Here is a 20,296-nt window from a genome sequence, read left to right as displayed (position 1 = left end):
CTACAGTTCGGTCAGCGACTGGGGCGTCCAGCCGACCGCGATCGTGGCGGAGCCGTCGGTGATCTGCGTGATCCCAAGGCGCAGTAGCTCGTCGAACATCACCACACCGGCCTCACGGACCTGAGTCCGGTAGCGCGGTGTGGTCCGGAACGTGCCGCCGCGTTCGTCGCCGGTGCGGACCAGCAGGCCCTGGTCGGCGAGGAACATCAGCGCCTTGTTGATGATGCCGGTCGTGCTTGATGCGAGTTTGCGTCCGTCGCCGGTGCTTCCGGTCCGCGCTCGGCGGGTGTAGACCCGCCATGCAGCTTCCAACCCCGGTTCGCCGGCGGCGGTGTCTGCGGCGTCGTCCTGCGTCGCGGCTTCCGCAAGCCGCGAGGCCGCCTCACGCACGAACGCCTCGACGCCTTCGACGGTGATTCGGCCCAGATACGTTTCGTTGGACAGGTCCGCCGGCCGGGGGAACGCCAGCGTTGCCGCGCCCAGGTGAGCTAGCGCGTGCAGAACCCGTTCCGCGGCCTTGCCTTCGCTGCCGGTCCGGCGGGCGTAGTCGGTCATCTTCACCGCGAAGACGCTGTCTTCGGCCGACGCGACCACGATCCCCGCCCGGTCGCTGATCTCCATCACGATCAGGTCCATGCCGGTCGCGACGGCCTGCACGACGGCGGCGAACACATCGTCGGTGCGGGCACGTTCCACAAGCTCGCGGTATTCGTCATCACGGGCCGGGACCAGCTTCGGCCGCAGACCGAACGCGACGAGCCGGGCCGCGTCCGCGGTCACCTGCGATGGTGTGGTCATGCAGCAGATCCTTCCCGGGAACTGGTAGCGAACGCGGCGCCAGGCGCGTCGGCCGGTTCGATAGCGGCGCGGGCCACGATCAGATCCGCACCGGCGAACTCCGGGTCGTCAAGCACGGTGCCGTCGTCGACGGCGATGAACACGGACGGCAGTTTGTGCCGCAACGCCGGGTTGATCTCCTGCGCGGCCAGCGCGACGATCCGCACGATGACCAGGCTTGGTAGGTCCGGGTGCAGCGACCGGGCCTCCTCCAGCAGCCCCGACAGTCGGCGCGGCGCGTCAACGTCGAGGTCCAGAAGGCTGTCGAGCAGGTCGTAGCACTCGGCGGGGAAGGCGGGCTCCTCCTCGGTCTCGTCAATTTGCGGCTCGTCGATGATCCCGCCGAGCAGCTCTCGTTCCGGTGGCGGGGTCACCAGCGCGGTGAACAGGTCAATGAGCCGCACCGCCGAAGGAACGTTCACGCCGGTTCCCCGGGCGAAGTACGCGGTCAGTACCTGATCGGCCTGCTCGACTGGCAGACCAAGTGCCGGGACGAGTAGCTGTGCATGCAGGTTCAGTGCCGCGGCGGGGCTGTCTGGGGCGAACGTCTGCCGGTCCTGCTGGGCCCGGAATCGGCGGCCAGCGGCCTGCAGCGCGCTTTGCAGCTGCTCGTGGCGGCGCAGGCAATCCCGGACGACTTCCACCAGCCCGGCCGCCTGCAGCTTGCGGGACGCGATGTCGGCGGTGTCCCGGACTTCGATGATGTTGACCAGGATGGCGTTCTCCGCCTTGAACCGGGCCGCGATGTGTTCCACTGCCTCGGCGATGAACGCCGGCATCTCGGTCAGCCAGTCCACCGTGCGCACATCCCGCTCGGTGGCTTCCAAACGCTGACGCAGTTTCTCGCCGTACTGGATCGTGCGGTACCGGGCCGATTGTGCTGCTGCCTGCGCGTCGGAGAGCCGGCCTCGGCGGATCAGGGTCTCCAGGCGGAGATCGGCCGCGATCTGCGCCGACTCGATGTCCAGCTCGAGCGCACCGACCAAGACGTTGACCGCCTCGTTCGTCGCCCGCAGGAAGATGCTGCCGTCAGCCGCCGGAACCTCTTCGAGGAGCTTGAAGTCGAACTCGAACCGGTTGTAGCTACCGTCACCTGCGGTGATTCCATACACCGCCCGGAAGCCACGGTCGGTCGACCCGACGTTGAGCAGGTTTTCCAACACCCACCGCGCCACCCGCAGGTGCTCGGCGTCGTCACGGTCCGGGGCGTGCCGGGCCGCGAACACGGCCAGGTCGGCGACAATCCTCTCCGGCGGAGCCCCAGTATCAAAGTCCATCGACAGGGTGACCAAGTCGATGGCGTTCAGCGCCAGCTCACTCATCTGGTAGACGTTGAAGTCCGCCGACTGGACCTGTGACTTGCGACTGTCGAGATCATGAAGCGGTGCCGTACACGCCAGCGCTTTCACGCGCTGAGCGAAACCGACGTCAGTAGCAGGTTGTAGCACGCCGGGCACACTACCGTCACTATCTGACGGAACCACGCTGCGATCGATTGACCAGGCCTCGTTGACCGCCGATCGCGCCCGGTCCTCGGGAACGACGAGACCCAAGACATCGTCTTCCTGTTGCCACCGCCATGACACGACCTCCTGTCCCGAGTGGTGAACAGCTTGTTTGTCCGCTTGTTCCTGCTGCCCTGCCTGCCGGTCCGCGTCCCCTCCGGTTCCGATGTCGGTGGCGTCCTGCCACAGGTCGCGCCATTCGGAGCCCGCGGCCATGATCCATCGAGCGCCCTCACGGCGAGTTCCGCCAGGTCGTCGGGCAGGTCGAGCCGGCCGCCGTCGCGTAGGAATCCGGCGTGTACGGGGAGGTGACCGGCTGCTCCGACAAGGCAGGAGCCGCGCGTGGGCGAGACGGGATGGCGCGTAGGCGGGTCGACGCCGTGACTTCCTGTGATTGATCTTGGTGGCGGCTCACGGGTTGGTCAGGACACGTTTGCGTAGGAGGTCGAGGTTCGCGCGGCCATACATCTGTCGCTTGATCGTCTTGATGCGGTTGACGTGCTCATCGACCGGGCCTGAGCTCCAGGGCTGGGCGAGGCCGGTGACGACGGCGTCGCGGTCGCTGGCCAGGCCGGCGGCGAAGCCGCGAATTTCGGAGTATCCGGCGTGGCGGGCGCGGTCGATCCAGGCGTCGAGGTGTTGTCCGGTGCCCTGGGGCGGACCAGTGCGGCGAACCCTCGGGCCAGATCGGCAACGGTGTCGAGGTGCGGGCACCGGCTGCGGGCGTCGGCGAGGTCGGTGCGGTCGTCGTCGGTGAGCTTGTGGCCGGGTCGCATGATCCAGGCGGTGATCCGCCGGGCCGACGGCACACGGACTGTGGTTGCCGGGGTGGGTCGGGTGCGGTTCGTGGCAAGCCAATCCCGCAGCACGCGCAGGCTTCCCTGATAGCCCCGGGCCAGGATTTCGGCGTGCAGGTCGGCTGTCTCGTGGACACCGTCGGTGAGGCGTTGCCGCAGGTAGGGGTGGAACGGTGCGGGGACGCTGGGGCGGCTGCTGGCGTTCGGACCGATCAACGCTTCGGCGGTCGCGGCATGGGCGTATTTGCGGGCGGTTTTGACGTTCATGTCGAGCCGGCGGGCGGTCGCGCTGATCGACAACCCCTCAGCTCGTAGGGCGTGCACGGTCACGTGGCGTTGGCGGGTGTTCTCCGCCCGCCGTCCGGTGGATCCCGGCTCGGCTGTGGATCGCGTCGCCGGGGCCGGTCTCGGATCGGTGTGCTCGCGTAGGCACCGACGGTGCCCACGGACGACCTTCTCGATGGTGTCGCTGAGGTTCTTCAGCAGGTGCCACCGGTCGGCGACCTAAACCGCATCGGGTGCGCCTTTGCGGGCGCCGTCGGCGTAGCTGCCACCGCGGTCGCGGCAGATGATCTGGACGCCGGGGTGCTCGCGCAGCCATGCGGCGAGGGTGTCGGCGGTGCGGTCGGGCAGGACATCGATCGGCCGGCGGGTGTGCATGTCGAGCAGAACGGTCGCGTATCGGTGCCCTCGGCGGCGGGCGAAGTCGTCGACGCCCAGCACCGTCGGCGTCATTGGCGGCGGGTCGGGCATCCTGCGGATCATCCGGATCAACGTCATCCGGGACACCGACACCGCTAACCGATGCGCCAACCGGGCTCCCGGTCGACCGCCCAACGCCACCGCGACCGGCTTCCAGGTCACCCGCCGCCAGGACCGTAAGTCGGGCATACCGGCGGGTCAGCCCGGGAACCTGCTCGACGAACGTCCGCCGCCGACACCCGACGCTGAGGCAGGTGAACCTGCGGACCGTCAACGCGACCAGCACCTCATGGCCACCCAACCTGACATCGGCCAACCGCCGCACATACCGACCATGCACAGTGGTCGACCGCGCGACGCAGGCTACGCACGCGGCCCGCACCGTCTTCGTCGCCGCGTCGATCCTGACCCCGACGCCGCGAACCACCACCGCTTCCAGCCGCAGGCCAACCAGATGCGGAAGCAACGCCACAATGATCTCCACCTGGGCACCCAACCCGAACCCTCAGCGAGTACGACTCACGAATGTGTGCCAGAGCCAGTTTTTCAGGCGGAGCCGACACGGGGTTCCGGCTGCCACCACGGCCCGTGCTGGTGCCATTCAACGATCGACCACTTCCTGCCGGAGCTTTTGTGGAGGATCGGACTACGAGTGACAAACAGCGATAGAAGCAGGGCAGCGTTTGTGCAGGTCAACGACAAAATATGGCCAGCGATGGCAAGCTCGGCAGCGTGACGTTTGGTAACCGTGTTGTCGACTTTCGTCATCGTTACGCAGTGGCCGAGCGTGAAGGGCCGGCTGGCCACTCGTCTCGCCGATGCGCCCATCCGCAGCCCTGGGCAAGTCCCTCAGTCAGTGCAGCGATCGGTCTCGGCGCTGGAACTGGCGTCGCCGTCGAGCGCCGAGCGGAAGTCGAAACCGTCGACCGCGAAGGCGCTGACCAGCCGGCTTGCTGCGCTCGCGGCGGCGTCATCCGCCGTGCACGTCGTCGCGATGATCTCGTGGATGAGCGCCCTGTGCCGAGAGGTTTTCCAATAGTGTCCGGGACGTCCGGGCACCCGGTCGAGAACATGGAGACACGCGTGCGGATGCGTGAGCGCGAGGGTGCGCAGCCGACGCAGGACGTGCACGCTGAGCTCCATATCCGGGGCGAGGCTGAGGACTTCGTACAACTGGTTCAGTGACCACGCGTCGTCGAATCGACCGTTGACGAACCAGTCGTCGAAGGCTGACAGCTCGTCTGGGTCGGCATCGCGTCGGACCGCGTCGATGCGGTACTCCCACAGCCGCATGAGTCGCTCGCGGCGCTCTGGGTCGGTGGGCTCGTCGCGGTTGAAGCTGCGACCGGCCGATTCGACGATGATGCTGGCTGCCTCGGCGGGTGCCTGCTCGTAGAACCGCTGCAGGAGATGGTCCGGGTCGTCGAGGTCGAGATGGCCGAACCAGAACCGGTTGCCCAGGTGAAACGCCAGCAGGTTGGCTCGTGCTTGTTCCCATTCGTTGTTCGGGGTGGGTGTGAGAATGTCTACCGCGCGCAGGTAGTGCGGTCGAAGCAGCCCCCACGCGGTGTCGGTCAGCACCCGGTTCTCAAGGTGCCCGTTCCAGGCGGCGCGCCACGCGCGGGTGTGTTCGGGCTCGATCGGCAGGATGTCGCAGAGGCGGCGGGAGGTCCAGTCGGGATCCAGTCTCAGCAGCGCTTGCAGATGCTGGCCGAACATCGCGCGGACCGCCAATGCTGGGTCGGCGGCTGGAGTGACGTGCGCGTCGAGGACATGCGTCACGTCAGACACGCCGGTGTATCCGGGCCGCTGCTGGGCGCGCCGGCCCCAGAGGATCGCTGCACGCAGCGCCTCTGGGCGGACGGCGTCGAGTGAGGCCGACGACAACTCACCGTCGTCCTGCTCGTTCGGTGTGTCCTGTCGCTGAGGGTCGGGGTCGGCGCAGGCGGCGCTGATGATGGACCAGATGGCAGGTTCGACGTCCGAGGGGATTCGTTCTGGGTCGGCTGTCGGGTCGACGGTAAACAGGCGCATCACGCTATAGCGGGCTGCGCGCCACTGCCGCTCACGACGCTGTACCACATCGGCGGCGAGCTCGCTGGTGGCTTCGCCGTCGATCCAGGCCAGCAGGGTGGTCAGTGGCTTCCAGTCGAGGCGTTCCTTGGCCCTGGCTGCTCCCCAGAACCCATCTAGGATCGACGTAACGTACTCCGGTGGTAGCCCGATGAAGGCGGCGGCGTCCGTCGACCACCGGGTGGCCTCACGCGCCACCGCAGCCGCGAGCGCAGGCCTGATCGCCGACCGGTCGAGCTCCCGCCGGTCTTGCGGTGGCTGCCACTCGTGCAGCAGTTGGGCCAGCGCGTCGGCCGTTAGCTGCTGCAGTTCGGCGGCCCCGACGACACCCTCACCACCCCACACTGTGAACGCTGCAGGTGGAGGTACTGACCGGTCCGGGGCGGGACCGTACTCTGCGACCAGCGCCTCGTAGCGGGCGCGGCGGTCGCCGTCCAGCAGCGGCTCAAGAGCGGCGAACCGGTCGCGGCGCCACTGGTCGATTCGTTGACGTAGAAGGTCCTCGGCCTCGACGGCGCCTACGCCTTCGCGGCGGATGCGCTGCTCCCACACCGTCGTGTCGGGTTTTCCGTCGAAGAAGTCGAGCAGGCTGCGGACTTTGGGCGGCTCCAGCCAGGCTTGTCCGGCGGCCGCGAGCAGAAGGTACTCCCGCTCGACGGCGTGGTCGACGGCCAGCGCCGGGTCCAGCAGACACTCCGCGACCAGGTCAGGGGCGTCGTAACCACGAAGGCATAGCAGGTGCAGCCGGATTCGGCGCAGCACGTCTGGCCCGTCGACCGCAAGCTCACGCGCGGTGTCCCGCACCGAGAGGATGCCATCGTCGTGCAACGCGGTGCCGATCTCGATGAGGACATCGACGAGGGCGTTGGAAACGTTTGTGTCACTGCGACGTTCGCGCAGCGGTTCGATCGCCGGGCGCCAGATCCGGGAACGCCCCTTCGCAGGGCTTGTGACAGCCCTGTTGAGCTCGTCGACCAGCAGCGCCAGCACCGGCCGGCCGACGATACGGGCCACCGGCGGCACGGACTCTCGCAGTACCTGAACGTGGTCGTAGCTGCGTCCACTGGTCGCGCCCATGTCCGAAAATCCGCCGAGTACCGCGCGGAGCAGGTCCATTCCTGCGGCTGGGTGACCGCCTTCGACCAGGCGCACGGCCAGCTCACCGATCTGGTCTGCGGCGATGACACCGTACGGTCCGGGAATCGCCGCTACGAGTTTCGGCGCCAGCGTCGCGGCCTCGCCCGGCGGGATGGCCAGGGCCAGACGGGTCAAGTCCCACACGACACGGCTGTTCTCGGTCGGTGCCATCTCCAGGACTGCTCGTACTACGTCGCCGGGCACGTCGGCCGCTACCCGCGCCAGGTAGTCCGACTCCGGCCAGGCCGGGACTTCCACGCTGCCGTCCGTGGGATCGAGTCGCGGCTCAGGCGGGAACTTGAAGAATCCCTCCTCGGTCAGCGGGCCGATCCAGGCTGCGGCAGCCCGGCTGAAGAACCGCTGGCGGGTGACTGGATTCGATGGAAGCCGCTGCCGCAGCTCCTTGGCCAGCTCAATGGTTGGCTCGCTGCCGAGCAGCGCGTCGAGCCGGTCGAAGACACGGACGTATTGTTCCTCGAACCGACCCAGCACGAGTTCGAACAGGTCCTCGAAGCGGGCGAAGTAGTTCCGGAACTCGCGGTCGAGCGGACGGGCACGTTCCAGGGCGTGTCGGTGGGCACGACCCGCGAGGTTCGTCGCTGAGTCGCGCTCGGCCTGTTGAAGCCAGAACACCGCAACGGGATGGTCGGTCGGCAGGTCCAGCGCCGCGCACACGGCGGTGATGCTTTGCAGATGTCCCCGTTTCTCCTCTTGCTGTTTCCGCTTTTTGCCGCGCTTGTCCGGACTGGGGGTGTTCGGCACCGTTCGGGGTTCAAGGATGTAGCGCAGGGAACTGTCAACCTCCCGCAGGGCGTGGCTGATCAGGTGCGTGGCGCTACGGTGGGAGGGCGACTCCACCAACATCTCGCACGCGTCACGAAAGAAGTCTGCCGCACCGGACCCTACGAGACGCGAAAGCCGTGCCACGATCCGCGCCTGGCGCGGCGACAAGGAGCGAGCGCCGTTACCGTCCTGAACGTCGAGCACCGACAACCTGATCGCTCCCCTGCTATTCCGTGCTATCCGGTCGCCGCTGCGACCACATGAGCAATGAGTATCCGACGGCGGCCAGATGCTCGACCAGTCAGTTTCGACCGCCACACCCCGTGCTACGGCCGGGAATCCGGTTGCCGCGTCAGGGAGGATGGAGGTGTGGAAGGCCACGGCCGGTTCGGCCCAGACTTCGTGACAGCACATCGGGCGAGGCACGGCGCGCGCACACCGGAGCAGCGGCAGCTGACCTACGACATCGCGGTCGACCCCGGCTTCGAGCACTGGCGGCGCTGGTACGGCGCGCAACTGGCGTTGCTGCCCATCCCGCAGGCCGACGCGCTCGCCCGGCGCCTCTGGCTGGACGAGCACTTCTGGCCCGTCACCTTCGAGCTGGCGGCCGGCGCCGCGATCCGATCAGCCGGCTACACCGCCGTGTACGAACACGACCACGGCGGCCTGACCCCCGACTGGACCGCGCACGCCCCCAGCGGAGAGCTGGCCTTCCTCATCGAGGTCCACACCGACCAGCCTGCCAAGGAAACCTTCGGGCGTATCCGCGCGTGGAAAGCGCTCGAAAGGCGCATAGCGGAGATCCCTGTAGGCGTCGTGCTCGTACTCCAGGGCACCCGGCATCTCGCGCCGAAGCCACCCGACGCAGGAACCGCCAAGAAGATCGCCCGCGAAGTACGCGCCCGACTGCTGGACGGACCCGGCACCTCGAAGATCCACGCACACGGCTACACCCTTGCCGTGCTCGCCGACAGGTTCGGACGACCCCTACAGTCAGCGAACGGGATCCGCGCCCAGTTCGCCGCACCAAGCGGTGTCGCCGGACCGGTCGACGCCAGCCGGCTAGTCAAAGCCGTCGACGAGAAGGTCAGCAAGTACGCAGACCTCGCCAACCATCACAACGTGCCCCTGGTCATCGCCGTCGGATCGCACCGCTTCACAAGCGTCGACCTGGCAGATCTCGACGACCTACTCGCCGGTGCCTCCACGATTGGCTTCCATTTCAACGTCGGAGACACATACATCGGCACCAAGACGGTCAACCCGGCACGGCCTACCCAGTGGACGATGCCGACCAACCTCGCTGGCCTGCTGTGGCTACACAACCAGCCGCCGTTCAACGCCACCGCACGTCCGAACCCTGACGGTCACCGCCAGATGCCACAGCACCTTGCTCAGATGACGACCGCCGCACAATAGGTGCTTACGGCCCCGGTCACGAAGAGCGAGACGGTGCGGAAGCGAGGAAAATCGGCCAGCCAGGGACGGCGCGATCATGTGGGGGCGGCCGTCCGCCCACCGATGGCCCAAGCGGGCCACCGACACTGACCTGGGTCTGCTTCGACACCTCAGCCCCGTACACCTCGGCCAGGTGCGCGGCGATCTCGCCGTGGGTCAGGCCCTTGGCCGACAACGACAGGACCATGTCGTCGACGCCCGTCAACCCTGCGCTGCCGCTTACGCACGATCTGCGGCTCGAACGTCCCGGCGGCGTCACGTGGCACCCGAACCTCGACCGGCCCCACATCGGTGAGCACCGTCTTGGTCCGGCTGCCGTTACGGGTGTTCCCGCTACCCCGACCCGCCGGGTCATGCTTGTCATAGCCGACGTGATCGGTGATCTCACCGTCCAGCGCCGACTCCAGGACCCGCTTGGTCAGCTGCTGCAACAGTCCACCCTCACCGGTCAGCTTCAGCCCGTCACCGCGAGCCCGATCGACCAGCATCGCGATCAGCTGCTCATCCGTGACCGCACTCGCCGGCCTGGTGGCCAGGCTGGTGGTGTCGGCGAGGCCACCCTCCGGCCGTCGGCCACGGCCGACTGCAGGTGGGGCGGCCCGGACCGGAAGGCACCGACAGGCACGCGGCTCGATCCGCCGATCGAGCCGCGTGCGGCCCGGCCGGTTGGCTCGCGCCAGCGGTTCGGCTCACGCACACTCGCGCCAGCGCGATACGGTGCGGTCCGCGCCGTGGGAGCGCCGTTGCCCGTGCCGCCCGTCAGCGGGCCGCCGCCTGAAAGGCCAGTCATGCACATCCCGATCCTCTACTACGCCGCAGCCGGCGCCACCACCGTCGGGGGCATCGCCGCCGGGGTGCTCCTCGTGCGGCGTGGCCAGCAGGAGGCCGCCATCCAGCTCCAGAAGCGAGACAGGGCCGCGGTCGCCCAGGCCTTGCGCGAGGAAATCGACCTGAAATCGCTTCGCGCCGAGGCACGCGCCGCCGGGGTGGACCCGGAAGTGGTCGAGCAGGGCTACTACAACCTCCGGGACGGAGTCGTCAGCCTCGATCAGGTCGAAACCCGCATCGGCAGGCTGATCGCCGGCGCTCCGTAAGCCTGGCAGGCGGTCCACGGCGCTGGACCGGGCGGGACGTAGGCGGGCGGTACGGTGCGGGAGTCAGGAGGTCACCGGCCGCCGGCATCCGCGACGGCGCCAGATCCGGGGGAGATGTAGTCATGGATTTTCGCCCCCTGCCGCGACCCACCGGCGCATTCCAGCGGTCCATCGGCGCCGAGGACGTGCGCGCCATCTGCCACCGCGTCTTCGGGCCAACCGCTGAGCCGGTCTCCACGGTCGAGCTGGGCGGCGGGCTCTACAACAACACTCACCGGCTGGAGCTGGCCGATCGTGAGCCGGCGATCCTGCGGGTAGCGCCGGAGCCGGAGCGGCAGTTCCGCTCCGGGCGTGAGCTGATGCGCACCGAGTGCGCAAGCCTGCCCTGGCTGGCGAGGTGAATCTTCGTGCTCAACCCGCCACGGGACCGGCCGATGGCCTCGCCATCTTGCACAACAGGCGTTGGCGAGGATCTCCTCGCACATGACTGGGTCGTCACACGGGGCGTTGTTCATCACGAGTGGCTTCCGGGGAGCGTCGGGACGGCTGCGGCCTGCGCTTCGGCGTGATCCATCACGATGGCCTGCGCCAACGGTGGTCTCAGCCCCACCCCAGCGGCGGGCAGCCTACTCACCCACGACTGGCGACTCCCGAACAGCTGGACGGGCAGCGGTGGGGGAGCCCACCGGCCGTACCGTCCGTCGCTGGAACTGACCATGGGCCGGCGGCAGGGTCGGTCACCTCGACGGAGACTTCCCACAGCTCAGTCGACAGACGAGGCGGTACCGGGCCTGGGAGCCGGACCGCCCTCTTCTGTCCGTAGGGTGGTGGGAGTCGCCCCCGCAGCGGGCCGGCCGTCCGTCCCTCGTTCACGCCACGGGAGAGACACCATGACATCCACGTCTGCCCGACGGTTGACGGGCGCGGTCGGCCAGGTCGTGTTGGGCGTGATGCTGCTCGTTGCCGGCACCGCCCACCTGACCGTCGCGCGCGAGGAGTTCCTGGCGCAGGTGCCCTCCTGGCTCCCGCTTGATGCCGACCTCGTCGTCGTCGCCTCCGGAGTGGTCGAGATCTGTCTGGGGCTGGCCCTGCTCGTCGCTTGGAGACAGCCCGTACGCGGCCTCACCGGAGCGGTCGTAGCCGCCTTCTTCGTCGTGGTCTTCCCGGGCAACATCGCTCAGTTCACGGAAGGGCGTGACGGATTCGGCCTGGACACCGACGCGGCACGGGCGGTCCGCCTGCTCTTCCAGCCGCTGCTCGTGCTCTGGGCGCTCGCCGCCACCGACGCGGTTCCCGCGCTGCGCTCACTGCGCCGTCGTTCCTGACACACGAACCGAATCCAACGACATCGTCAGCCCGGTTGCCGCTCGTTGCCTGGGTGCCAGTTGCAGATCATCTCTGATGGCGACCATGGATGCCCGGATGCCGTCGCCCCACCGGCACGAACCCCATGCCTGCGTTCAGCGTGTCGCGATGGGTGGGGGTGCGCCGTTCCCGGCGGCCGTGACCACGGCGACCGGGTGTACGCCCCAGACTGTGACGGGTGCGCTGCTGATGGGGGGCCGGGACGCGGTGGGCCTGGTGATGCCCCGCCGGCCCCCGTTTACCCCCCGAAAACCCCCGCTCATAGTTGACAATCAGTGAGAATCGACGATCGCTGCCTGATTACATCTGTGCAGTTCATCGCTCATATCTGACAACCGATGACAAGGTTGCGGTGGCTACGTTCGGTAACAAGGGGTCGTCGGTTCGAATCCGGCCGTCCCGACAAGGTGTTATCGCAGGTCAGATGGCTGGTCCGAGACGTCGGGCCGGCCTTTCTGGCTTCCTGGGGACCACGTCGGTCAAGTGCGTCGGGCCGGTAGCGCATCTTGACCGCCGGTCAAGGGTGACGGACTGACGGCATCTAAAGTCCGGACGGCTGCTGCGAAAGCCAATCCCGGTGCTGTGCCTTCAGCGCGTCCCGTTGCTCTCGCGTCGACAGAATGACGTCAGCTCCACCGTCGTAGGGGTGATACAGCCAACGAAGATCAGACGTCGCGAGGATCACGTTTGCCAACTCGTCGTCGGCTACAGCTCGCCACAGAACGTCAATCGCGTGCGGTCGCCAGGGGATTGTCTCGGCGTAGAGCTGTGTATAGGCGCGGTACTCAGGCTCTTCCTCGGGGTCTTCCAGCAGGGTCTGCCAGTGCCATGCTGACGGCGCGATGCAGCGCGAACGGGTCCCAAAGAGACTCACGGCTGGGGACTCACCATCCCCGTCGGCCCGACGATGTACCTCCGCGTTCCGTCGCCGGTCGGGACGTCCACGGTCGTGGTCTGCCTACGGATCTCCTCGCGTTGATCGTTCACGCCCAGCGGGCTACTCCCGCCGCAACGCAGAGGCATGACACAGAAGCAGGTAGTCAGCGGGTCCACCGGCGGTGCAGGCGCCGGACCGAGCCGACCACGGCGAGCAGAAACCGCACCACGGCCAACGCATTCAGGATCCAGAACCGGGCCGCCCCGGGGTTCCACATGCAGTCCTCCTACAGCGTCGGCCGACGGTCGCGGTTCAGGTCCGCGTAGGACGCGAATCGCGCACCGTCGGCCCCGCCGCGCGGCGACGACGCTCCGCTCACCTCACCGAGGTTCCCCGGCCGGCGCCGTCGTGTGCGACCGGAGTATCGCCCGGGCCAGGCTCGCCCGGTTCGACACGCCGAGCTTGCGGTAGATCCGACCCAGGTGGGTGTCGACCGTACGGACGCTCAGGAAGAGCCCGTGTGCGACCTCCACGCTGGTCATACCGCGGCTCACCAGATCGGCGATCTGCCGTTCACGCTCGGTCAGCACGGCCAGCGGGTCGCCACCCCTGGTTGGCGCCTCCGGGACGAGACGGCTCTGCTGCCGGCGAACCCGATCGACCAGACGGGCCGAACCGCACTGTTCGGCGAGCGCGGCCGCCCGTCCGAGCCAGGCGCGGGCTTCGTCGGTGCGGCTGGCGTCCACCAGTACGGATCCCGTCGCCGCCATCGTCCGGCACAGGTCCAGGTCCAGTCCCCGACCGGCGAAGCATTCGACTGCCTGCTCTGCGGCGGCCAGCGCCGGGCTGGTTTCCCCGCGTGCGGCGTACAGCCGCATGCGGGCGCGCATCAGGTAGCCCTGACGGCTGACGGAGAGGTTGCGCACCGAGGCCTCGGCCAGGTCGACCCACCGGCTCGCGTCACGCTTGTCACCCATCCGGAGCGCGGCCATGGACAACGCCTCGTACCACCGGGACCGGTTCGGCGGGGCGATCCGTGGCATCTCCGGGCCGCCGAGAGCGTCGAGCATCAGCCGACGCCCGCGTTCCGGCTCCGCCACCTTGATCAGCAGGTCCGCCAGGAGGCAGGGCGCGATCGCCTCCTCGGCCGGCCCCTGGTCCCGGATCAGGGCAAGGGCCTGATCACCCAGGGCGATCACCGCGACGGCCTCTCGGTCGGAGTCCTGCCAGTACCGTACGAGCGCGAGAAGCGCGGCGACCGAAGCCCGGGCCGTCGACGTGCCTTCCGGTTCGAGCAGTTCCGCAGCTTCCTCCAGGGTGCGGCCGGCCCGGTCGAGTAGTCCACGTTGCAACTCCACCGCCCCCAGCGAGGTCAGGATGGCGGGAAGGATGAAACGTTGTCCGGTTCGGCGGGCCTCCTCGGCACCACGGGACAGGTGCCGTTGCGCCTCGGTGAGCCGGTGCAGGGCGTCCTCCGTCGAGGCCACCAGGTAGAGGGCCGGCAGGTTGGTGACGACGCTGCTGTCCGGCGTGGTGTCCACCAGATCGGCCGCGATGTCGGCGGCCCGGTCCGCGGCGTCGCTGTCCGCGGCGAGCAGGTGCGCCATCGCCATCTGGGCGACGGCGGCCGCCTCCCCGAGCCGGTCTCCGTGCTGCCGGGCGATGGTGGCGGCCTCGCGGGCGTTCAGGCGGGCGGCTTCCTGATCGAGCCGGTCGAGGGCGAGTGCCGCCAGTTCCGTGTGCATGGCCACGGCCGTGGAGGGAGCGGAGGGATGGGTGCCGTGCAGCGCGGCCAGCCCTTCCCGGATCAGGGCCGACGCCTCGGCGTGCCGGCCCTGGATCCGGCGTACCCGGACGGCGACTGCCATGGTCGAGGAGAAGTCCCGGCCAGGCATGCGGATCACCCGGGGTAGGAGGGTGTGCACCAGTTGCTGCACGTCGCATCGACCGCCGCGCAGCAACTGGGCCCGCAGGGCCAGCACCTGCGCTTCGTACCAGCGGTCGTCGCCCTCGGGCAGCAGTTGCAGCGCGGCCTCCAACCACTCCAGGGCATCGGCCGGTGCGTTGTGCATGGTGCTCCGCGCCGCGTCGATCAGAACGGGCAACTGCTCAGGACGGCCCGTGTCGAGGGCCCGGGCGATGTGGTGGGCGCGCTGGGTGACCGGAGCGCCGCGAGCCAGCAGTTCGGTCTCCACGCGCCGGTGGGCGGCGAGGCGTTGGCTGGGGCCGATCTGCGCGTAGACGAACCGACGGACGACGTCGTGCCGGAACGCGAAGCGCGGCAGCAGTTGCACCGGGCGCATCAGGTCCAGTTCGGTGAGGGTGTCCAGGGCGGACAGTGTCTCCGTGACGTCCAGTCCGGCCACCGCGGCGAGCAGTTCCGCCGAACCGGGGGTACGCAGCACGGCGGCCGCCTGGGCGACCCGCAGTTCGCGGTCGGCGAGTTCGGCCAGCTCGCCGAGCAGGATCAGGTGGGCGTCGGTCATGGCCTCCGCGTCTGCGGCAGCCAGCAGTTGCAGGTAGAGCGGGTTGCCGTCACCCTCGGCGTGCAGCCGGGTCAGGTCCGGCCGGTCACCGAGCAGCTCACGGGTCTGGCCGAGGTCCAGTGGACCTAGCCGGTGCTGGGTGAGCTGGCCGCGTGCGGCCGCCCGGGACAGCACCGCCGCCGCCCCACGGGACAGTTGCCGGTCCCGGTAGGCGAGGACCAGCAGCACCGGCGCGGTGGTGGTCAGTTCGATCAGCTGCTGCATCTGGTCCCGGTGCACGTCGTCGAGCAGGTGCACGTCGTCGAGCAGGACAAGGGTGGGTTCCGCTCCCACCACGACGGGCGGACCGGTGCCCGTCCGGCCCGTGGCGGCGACCACCGTGAGGGTGTGCGCCCTGCCCTGCGCCGCGAGGGCGGAGATCAACGTGGTCTTGCCGATTCCCGGTTCTCCGGCGAGGGCTACGGCTGCGCCGGTTCCCGCGTGCAGGTCGTCGAGCTGACGACGGAGTGCGGCGAATTCCGTCCGGGGCAGCGGGTGACCGGTCATCCGACCGGACGTCGGTCGAGCTGGTACGAGCCGGTCGGCCGGGGTGGGCGTCATCGGGCGGTGTCGCGGGACGGCCGTTGGCTGTGGGTGCGGAACCGCAACCCCAGTGTGATCAGAGAAGGCCGTTTACCTGGCATTACGGATCCTTAGGGGGAAGATCCTCTTTGGGGATGTCGAGTACACAAGGTGGACGCTTCGTAGTCAACAGCTCACCGCACTCTTCGATCCGGCCAGATCTCGAGTTGATCGTTCCAGGTGTAGTTTCCCGGCGGAGGAAGGATTGCCGTCGATCTAGCGCTGGGGTAGAAAGACGGCGGGCCGTTGATTTTCAGCCGGGCGAGGAGCGTGCCCGCCGCCGTCCGGAGCTGGTCGAGGCCGGTGAAGCCGCGGTCCCAGGCGGCAGTCCGCAGGACTCCGGCAGGGCAGCCGAGTCGTGCACGTTGACGACGGTCAGCTCGGACACGTCGAGGTCAGCCAGGCTGAAATCATCGTCGATGGAGACCGTGTCGATGTGGTTCTGAGGCATTTCGTGCTCATCGCCCCGCACACCTTCCTCCCGCCGCCCGGCACCATCCGGAGAAGTACGCAACCGGCTACGCAGCCGGCGCCTGCCACCGAGTACGTAACCGGACCGGTAGTTGTGCGGACGCCTCCCACGGACACGGCTGCGAGTGTCGGCAGTCACGCCGTCACCGTCCTCCACCAGGAAGCGGTCACGGGGGAGAGGAGAGAGGATGATCGGGACCACGGTCGGCGGGACGCCGGCGCCGGGCGTAGGCCGGGTCGGGCCCGTCACCCGAGCGCCCGAGGTCACCGTGGCGCCGTACGCGATAGTGCGGGTCGCCGGTGTCACCCTCCCGGAACCGTCGGTCGTGACCGAGGAGTTCCGGGGCGTCGCCGCCCGCCTGCTGGAGCTGACCGCACGCGCCGAGCGAATCGCCGCGGCGCTCGCCGACGTGCTGCACGAGCAGGTCGTCCGGGCCGATTCCGACCAGCGTCGGGCGCTGCTGGCCCTGCGCCGCGACGCGCACAACGGGCGCAGCCCGTCGGTGGCGTCGCGTGTCCGGCTGGCCGGCTGGACAGACCACCTGCCCGGCCTGGCGTCCTGGCTCTGCCTCCGCGACGACATCGACCGGCACACCGCGGAACTCGACGCCCTTCTCGCGCCGGCGCTCGCCGCCGACCGGGTTGCCCTGGCCGAGCTGTGCCGCGCCGAGGAACTGTCCCGGGCCGTCGCGCTGACCAGCGTGGACCTGCTGCGGGCGCTGCGCCGGGCGGCCGAGCAGGGCCCGGCACCCGACGACCGGGCCCGCAAGTCGGAGGCCACCGTGCTCCGGTACGCGATGCGGGCGGCCACCAGGACCGTGCCGCTGTCCTGGTTCACCCGGGTGGGCTGGGGCCGCTGGGACGGGCCGGTGCCGGACCCGACCGGCTCCCCGGAGGTGGTGGCGGTCGCCAACGCCGACCGGGCCACTCTGTCCGCCCTCGTCCACGCTGTGCTCCGGCACCCCGACCGTCGCGGCGATCTGCCCCACACGCTGGCGCCCGGCCTGTGGGTGGACGGGGCGGCGATCCGGCTGCGTCGGCAGACACAGGCCCCCGACGCGCCACCCGGGGTGCAACGGGAGGAGGCGCTGACGCTGCCGCTGACCCGGGCGCTGCGGCACCTGCTGGATCTGCTGGAGCCCGGCGGGGCGGCGACGCCGCACCAGCTCGCGACGGAACTGGCCACCCGGCTGCCCCGTCCGGCGTCGCAGGCGTCCGCGGCGGCTCGGGCGTACCTGCACGCGCTCGTCGAGCAGGGCGTGCTCCGCCCCGCGTACCCGGTGGACCCGCAGGCCGTCGACGGCCTCGCCGCGGTCGCCGACTGGCTGGCCGGGATCGGCCTGGCCGACGTGGCCGTGTTGCTGCGGGAGATCGATGCCAGGACCACCGCGTTCGCCGGTCTCGACGCGACCGAACGGCCGGCGGCCCTGGCCGGGCTACGCTCCCGCTGGGACGCGGCCTTCGCCCTGCTCGGCGCGGACCGCACGGGTCGTCCGCAACCCGTCACCGAGGACGTGACCCTGGTCCGCCCGGTGGGCCTGGGCCGGGCCCACGGCCGGGACCACCGGGGCACCCTCGCCGCGCTGACCCCGATCTTCGAACTTTTCGACCAGCACGCGGTGGTCCGCCGTCTGGCCCGGGACCGCTTCGTCGCCCGCTACGGCGTGGGCGGCCGCTGCGAGTCACCGACGGAGTTCGCCGAGGAGTACGGTGCGGTCTGGCAGGCGACGCACCTGGTCGGCGCCGACGGCGCCCTGGACCCGACGCTCGACCTCGCCCCCGGTGACGAGCTGCGCGAACTGGCCCGGCTCCGGGCCGCCCTGGTGGCCGCCGTCACGACCGACGACGACGGGAACCTGACCGTCCCCGACGGGCTGCCCGACGCCGTCGCCCCCAGGCTGCCCCGTTGGCTCACCAGCCGACCCGGCTCGTACGCGGTCTTCGGACAGTCCTGCCACGACGGCGCGTCGTTCTGTGTCAATCACGTGTACGGCGGCTGGGGCCGGTTCACCAGCCGCTTCCTGCGGCAGCTCCCCCCGGAGGCCGAAACGGCCGTCGCCGCCCAGATCCGGCGCCACCTCGGCGCCCGGGTGGCCCAGCTCCGCCCGGTCAACGGGTTCAATGGCAACCTGCATCCGCTGCTCGTCGGCGACGAGATCGCCGACGACCGCCGCCACGGAAACCTGGTTCCGGACGACCTGCACCTGGTCCACGACGTCGCCACCGATCAGGTCCGCCTGGTGGTCACCGCCACCGGTGAACCGTTGGACGTGGTCTATCTCGGGTTCCTGGTGCCGCTGATGCTGCCGGAGCGCCTGACCAGCATGCTCACCGACGTGGGCACGGGATCGGTCGGACTGGGCGGGGCCATGGCGTCCCGACAGATCCGCCGCACCCCGGCCGGCCTGGTCTGGTGCCGGCCCCGGCTACGGTACCGGGAGGTGGTTCTCTCCCGGGCGGACTGGCGGCTCTCCGCGGACATCGTCGCCGCCTGGCGGGCCGAGCTGGACGCCCGGCCCGCTGAGGTGGGACGTACCGCCGTGCGCTGGCGACACCTGCTCGGCCTGCCCGAGCACGTCTTCGTCGGCGCCGCCGCCGTCGAGGGCGCGAGGGGGTTGACGGCGTTCATGTCCTACCTGGAACAGCCCCGTTCCCAGTACGTCGACCTCGCAAGCCCGCTGCACCTGCGTTGCCTGTCCCGGACCCTGGCCCGCTACCCGGACGGCGTCGTCCTGGAGGAGGCACTGCCCGCCCCCCGTCCCGGGCAGCCGGCGACGGAGGTCGTGATCGAGCTGTACCGTGCAGGCACCGATGGGTGAGCACCGGTCGACGGCCGCCGCCGACGTCGTCTGCTACTACCACGAGCCGGAGAAGGTCCCGCTGCTGTACCACGCGGTCCTTCCCGCCGTCGCCAGGCTGAGTGGTCCGCAGCTGCGGCTGCACGTCGAACGGCACTGGCTGCACGGGCCGCACCTGCGGATCCGGGTGGCCGGACCGGAGCCCGCCGTACGCGTGGCCGCCGACGATCTCGCCGCCACGCTGCGCGCGTACCTGGCCACCCACCCCTCCCGGGGCGACGTCGACGACGCCGAGCTGCTGCGCCGCTGTGTCGCGGCGGGCCGGGCCGAACTGGTGCCCGGCCCCTACGAGCCGATCATGGCCGACAACACCGTCCTGGTCGGCCCGCCGGCCGACGGGCACGTCCGTGAGCTGCTCGGATCCGACGCCGCCGTGGCCTGCCGCGCGGAACTGCTGCGCGTCGGCCTCGACCCGGTCGCCACCACCGCCGCCGACCTGGTGGCTCACGGCAACACCTCCGCCCGGCGGGTCCGGCTCGCCCTCACCGCCATGGCCGTGCACGCGGCCGCGTACCCGGCCGGCTACGGCGCCGGCTACAACTCCTTCCTGTCCCACCTGGAGGACTTTCTGCACCTGCGGGATACCGACGGGCGCATCCGGGCCGGCTTCCACGCGACCTGGCAGCGGCAGAGCGACCGGATCGTCGAGGAGGTCGGGCGACTGGTGGCGCCGGACCGGACCGGCCACACCCCGGTTGCCGAAGCCTGGCGAAGCTGGGAGGAGGTCGCGTGGCGGATCACCCGGGCGGCCCACGACCGAGGTGACATACCAGTGGTACCCGGCGACCAGTACGCCCGCCGGGCCCGCGCCCTGGGCGACCCCGCCACCGAGCGGCAGTGGGATGTCACCGTGCGGACCGAGTTCAGCCCCTACCACCGTGGGCTCAACCGGATGGACTTCCTGTCCAAGGCGGCGGTCCGCGACGACTTCGGCCCGTACCGGTTCGGCACCAACGTGCTGTACCTGCTCCTGACGATCTGCGACATCACCCCCTCCGAGCGCTACCTCGCCGCCTACCTGTTCAGCGAGGCCGTTCAGCGGCTCACCGGAGTGACCTGGCAGGACGCGATGCGGGGGCACCTGCGCGCCTCGGAGGGGACCCGGTGACGGCCGCGGTGTCCGTGCCCGCCGCCGGTGGCGCCTCCTGGCGGCCGGGGACGCGCAGCAGCGGGCTGAGCCCGCGAGGATCGGCCGCAGACCCGCGGTGGCTGCCCGGCGATCTGGTCGACGC

At 69.7% G+C, this 20,296-nt stretch carries 14 protein-coding genes and 3 pseudogenes; 6 read left to right on the top strand and 11 right to left on the bottom strand.

Annotation, left to right across the window (positions count from 1 at the left end):
• From ACTMS2_RS20060 to ACTMS2_RS20035, 6 genes and pseudogenes are all read right to left on the bottom strand, one after another.
• A complete protein-coding gene (locus ACTMS2_RS20060) occupies window positions 1-798 on the bottom strand; it encodes a hypothetical protein (protein WP_441176780.1) in 798 nt (265 codons plus the stop codon).
• Complete coding sequence (locus tag ACTMS2_RS20055; RefSeq protein WP_441176779.1) at window positions 795-2,558, bottom strand: hypothetical protein; 1,764 nt, start codon at window positions 2,556-2,558, stop codon at window positions 795-797. Before ACTMS2_RS20055 ends, ACTMS2_RS20060 begins: the two co-directional genes overlap by 4 nt.
• Window positions 2,559-2,753: 195 nt before the next feature.
• Entirely contained in the window at window positions 2,754-3,056 is a 303-nt protein-coding gene (locus ACTMS2_RS20050; protein ID WP_441176778.1) for a transposase, read from the bottom strand.
• A 587-nt stretch (window positions 3,057-3,643) separates the two neighbouring features.
• Entirely contained in the window at window positions 3,644-3,919 is a 276-nt protein-coding gene (locus ACTMS2_RS20045) for a transposase (RefSeq protein WP_441176777.1), read from the bottom strand.
• 184 nt (window positions 3,920-4,103) lie between these two features.
• Window positions 4,104-4,223: pseudogene (locus ACTMS2_RS20040) on the bottom strand (hypothetical protein); the annotation flags it as partial.
• A gap of 467 nt (window positions 4,224-4,690) precedes the next feature.
• Window positions 4,691-8,038: a hypothetical protein gene (locus ACTMS2_RS20035; RefSeq protein WP_441176776.1), complete on the bottom strand. Its 3,348-nt coding sequence runs from the start codon at window positions 8,036-8,038 to the stop codon at window positions 4,691-4,693.
• Between the two features lie 165 nt (window positions 8,039-8,203).
• Here ACTMS2_RS20035 and ACTMS2_RS20030 point away from each other — a divergent pair, with 165 nt between their 5' ends.
• A complete protein-coding gene (locus ACTMS2_RS20030; RefSeq protein ID WP_441176774.1) occupies window positions 8,204-9,253 on the top strand; it encodes a hypothetical protein in 1,050 nt (349 codons plus the stop codon).
• Between the two features lie 133 nt (window positions 9,254-9,386).
• Here the strand turns inward: ACTMS2_RS20030 and ACTMS2_RS20025 are convergent.
• A pseudogene (locus ACTMS2_RS20025) lies at window positions 9,387-9,780 on the bottom strand (transposase); the annotation flags it as partial.
• A gap of 300 nt (window positions 9,781-10,080) precedes the next feature.
• Here ACTMS2_RS20025 and ACTMS2_RS20020 point away from each other — a divergent pair.
• The gene (locus tag ACTMS2_RS20020; protein ID WP_441176772.1) at window positions 10,081-10,386 is read left to right on the top strand and encodes a hypothetical protein; all 306 of its coding nucleotides are present in this window, start codon (window positions 10,081-10,083) and stop codon (window positions 10,384-10,386) included.
• A gap of 122 nt (window positions 10,387-10,508) precedes the next feature.
• Window positions 10,509-10,787: a hypothetical protein gene (locus tag ACTMS2_RS20015; protein ID WP_441176826.1), complete on the top strand. Its 279-nt coding sequence runs from the start codon at window positions 10,509-10,511 to the stop codon at window positions 10,785-10,787.
• Here ACTMS2_RS20015 and ACTMS2_RS20010 read toward each other — a convergent pair.
• Window positions 10,766-10,858, bottom strand: a pseudogene (locus tag ACTMS2_RS20010) (IS5/IS1182 family transposase); the annotation flags it as partial. The gene ACTMS2_RS20015 and the pseudogene ACTMS2_RS20010 sit on opposite strands and share 22 nt — an antisense overlap.
• Window positions 10,859-11,276: 418 nt before the next feature.
• Here ACTMS2_RS20010 and ACTMS2_RS20005 point away from each other — a divergent pair.
• Window positions 11,277-11,711, top strand: a complete 435-nt coding sequence (locus ACTMS2_RS20005; RefSeq protein WP_441176771.1) for a DoxX family protein — start codon at window positions 11,277-11,279, stop codon at window positions 11,709-11,711.
• Window positions 11,712-12,292: 581 nt separating this feature from the next.
• On the opposite strand, the gene ACTMS2_RS20000 is transcribed toward ACTMS2_RS20005, so the two are convergent.
• From ACTMS2_RS20000 to ACTMS2_RS19990, 3 genes are all read right to left on the bottom strand, one after another.
• Window positions 12,293-12,625, bottom strand: coding sequence for a DUF3885 domain-containing protein (locus tag ACTMS2_RS20000; protein ID WP_441176769.1), 333 nt, complete (start codon window positions 12,623-12,625; stop codon window positions 12,293-12,295).
• Between the two features lie 383 nt (window positions 12,626-13,008).
• Complete coding sequence (locus ACTMS2_RS19995) at window positions 13,009-15,660, bottom strand: LuxR C-terminal-related transcriptional regulator (RefSeq protein ID WP_441176768.1); 2,652 nt, start codon at window positions 15,658-15,660, stop codon at window positions 13,009-13,011.
• Window positions 15,661-15,988: 328 nt separating this feature from the next.
• The gene (locus ACTMS2_RS19990) at window positions 15,989-16,186 is read right to left on the bottom strand and encodes a hypothetical protein (protein ID WP_441176767.1); all 198 of its coding nucleotides are present in this window, start codon (window positions 16,184-16,186) and stop codon (window positions 15,989-15,991) included.
• A 208-nt stretch (window positions 16,187-16,394) separates the two neighbouring features.
• Here ACTMS2_RS19990 and ACTMS2_RS19985 point away from each other — a divergent pair, with 208 nt between their 5' ends.
• Both ACTMS2_RS19985 and ACTMS2_RS19980 read left to right on the top strand, forming a co-directional pair.
• The gene (locus ACTMS2_RS19985) at window positions 16,395-19,025 is read left to right on the top strand and encodes a lantibiotic dehydratase (protein WP_441176766.1); all 2,631 of its coding nucleotides are present in this window, start codon (window positions 16,395-16,397) and stop codon (window positions 19,023-19,025) included.
• Window positions 19,018-20,172: a hypothetical protein gene (locus ACTMS2_RS19980; RefSeq protein WP_441176765.1), complete on the top strand. Its 1,155-nt coding sequence runs from the start codon at window positions 19,018-19,020 to the stop codon at window positions 20,170-20,172. Before ACTMS2_RS19985 ends, ACTMS2_RS19980 begins: the two co-directional genes overlap by 8 nt.
• Window positions 20,173-20,296 lie beyond the last annotated feature (124 nt).

The sequence above is a fragment of the Micromonospora sp. SD12 genome, assembly GCF_052068495.1.
GTDB lineage: Bacteria > Actinomycetota > Actinomycetes > Mycobacteriales > Micromonosporaceae > Micromonospora > Micromonospora echinofusca.
Note: the sequence above shows the minus strand (reverse complement) of the source record. Positions and strands in the feature narration are given on the sequence as shown.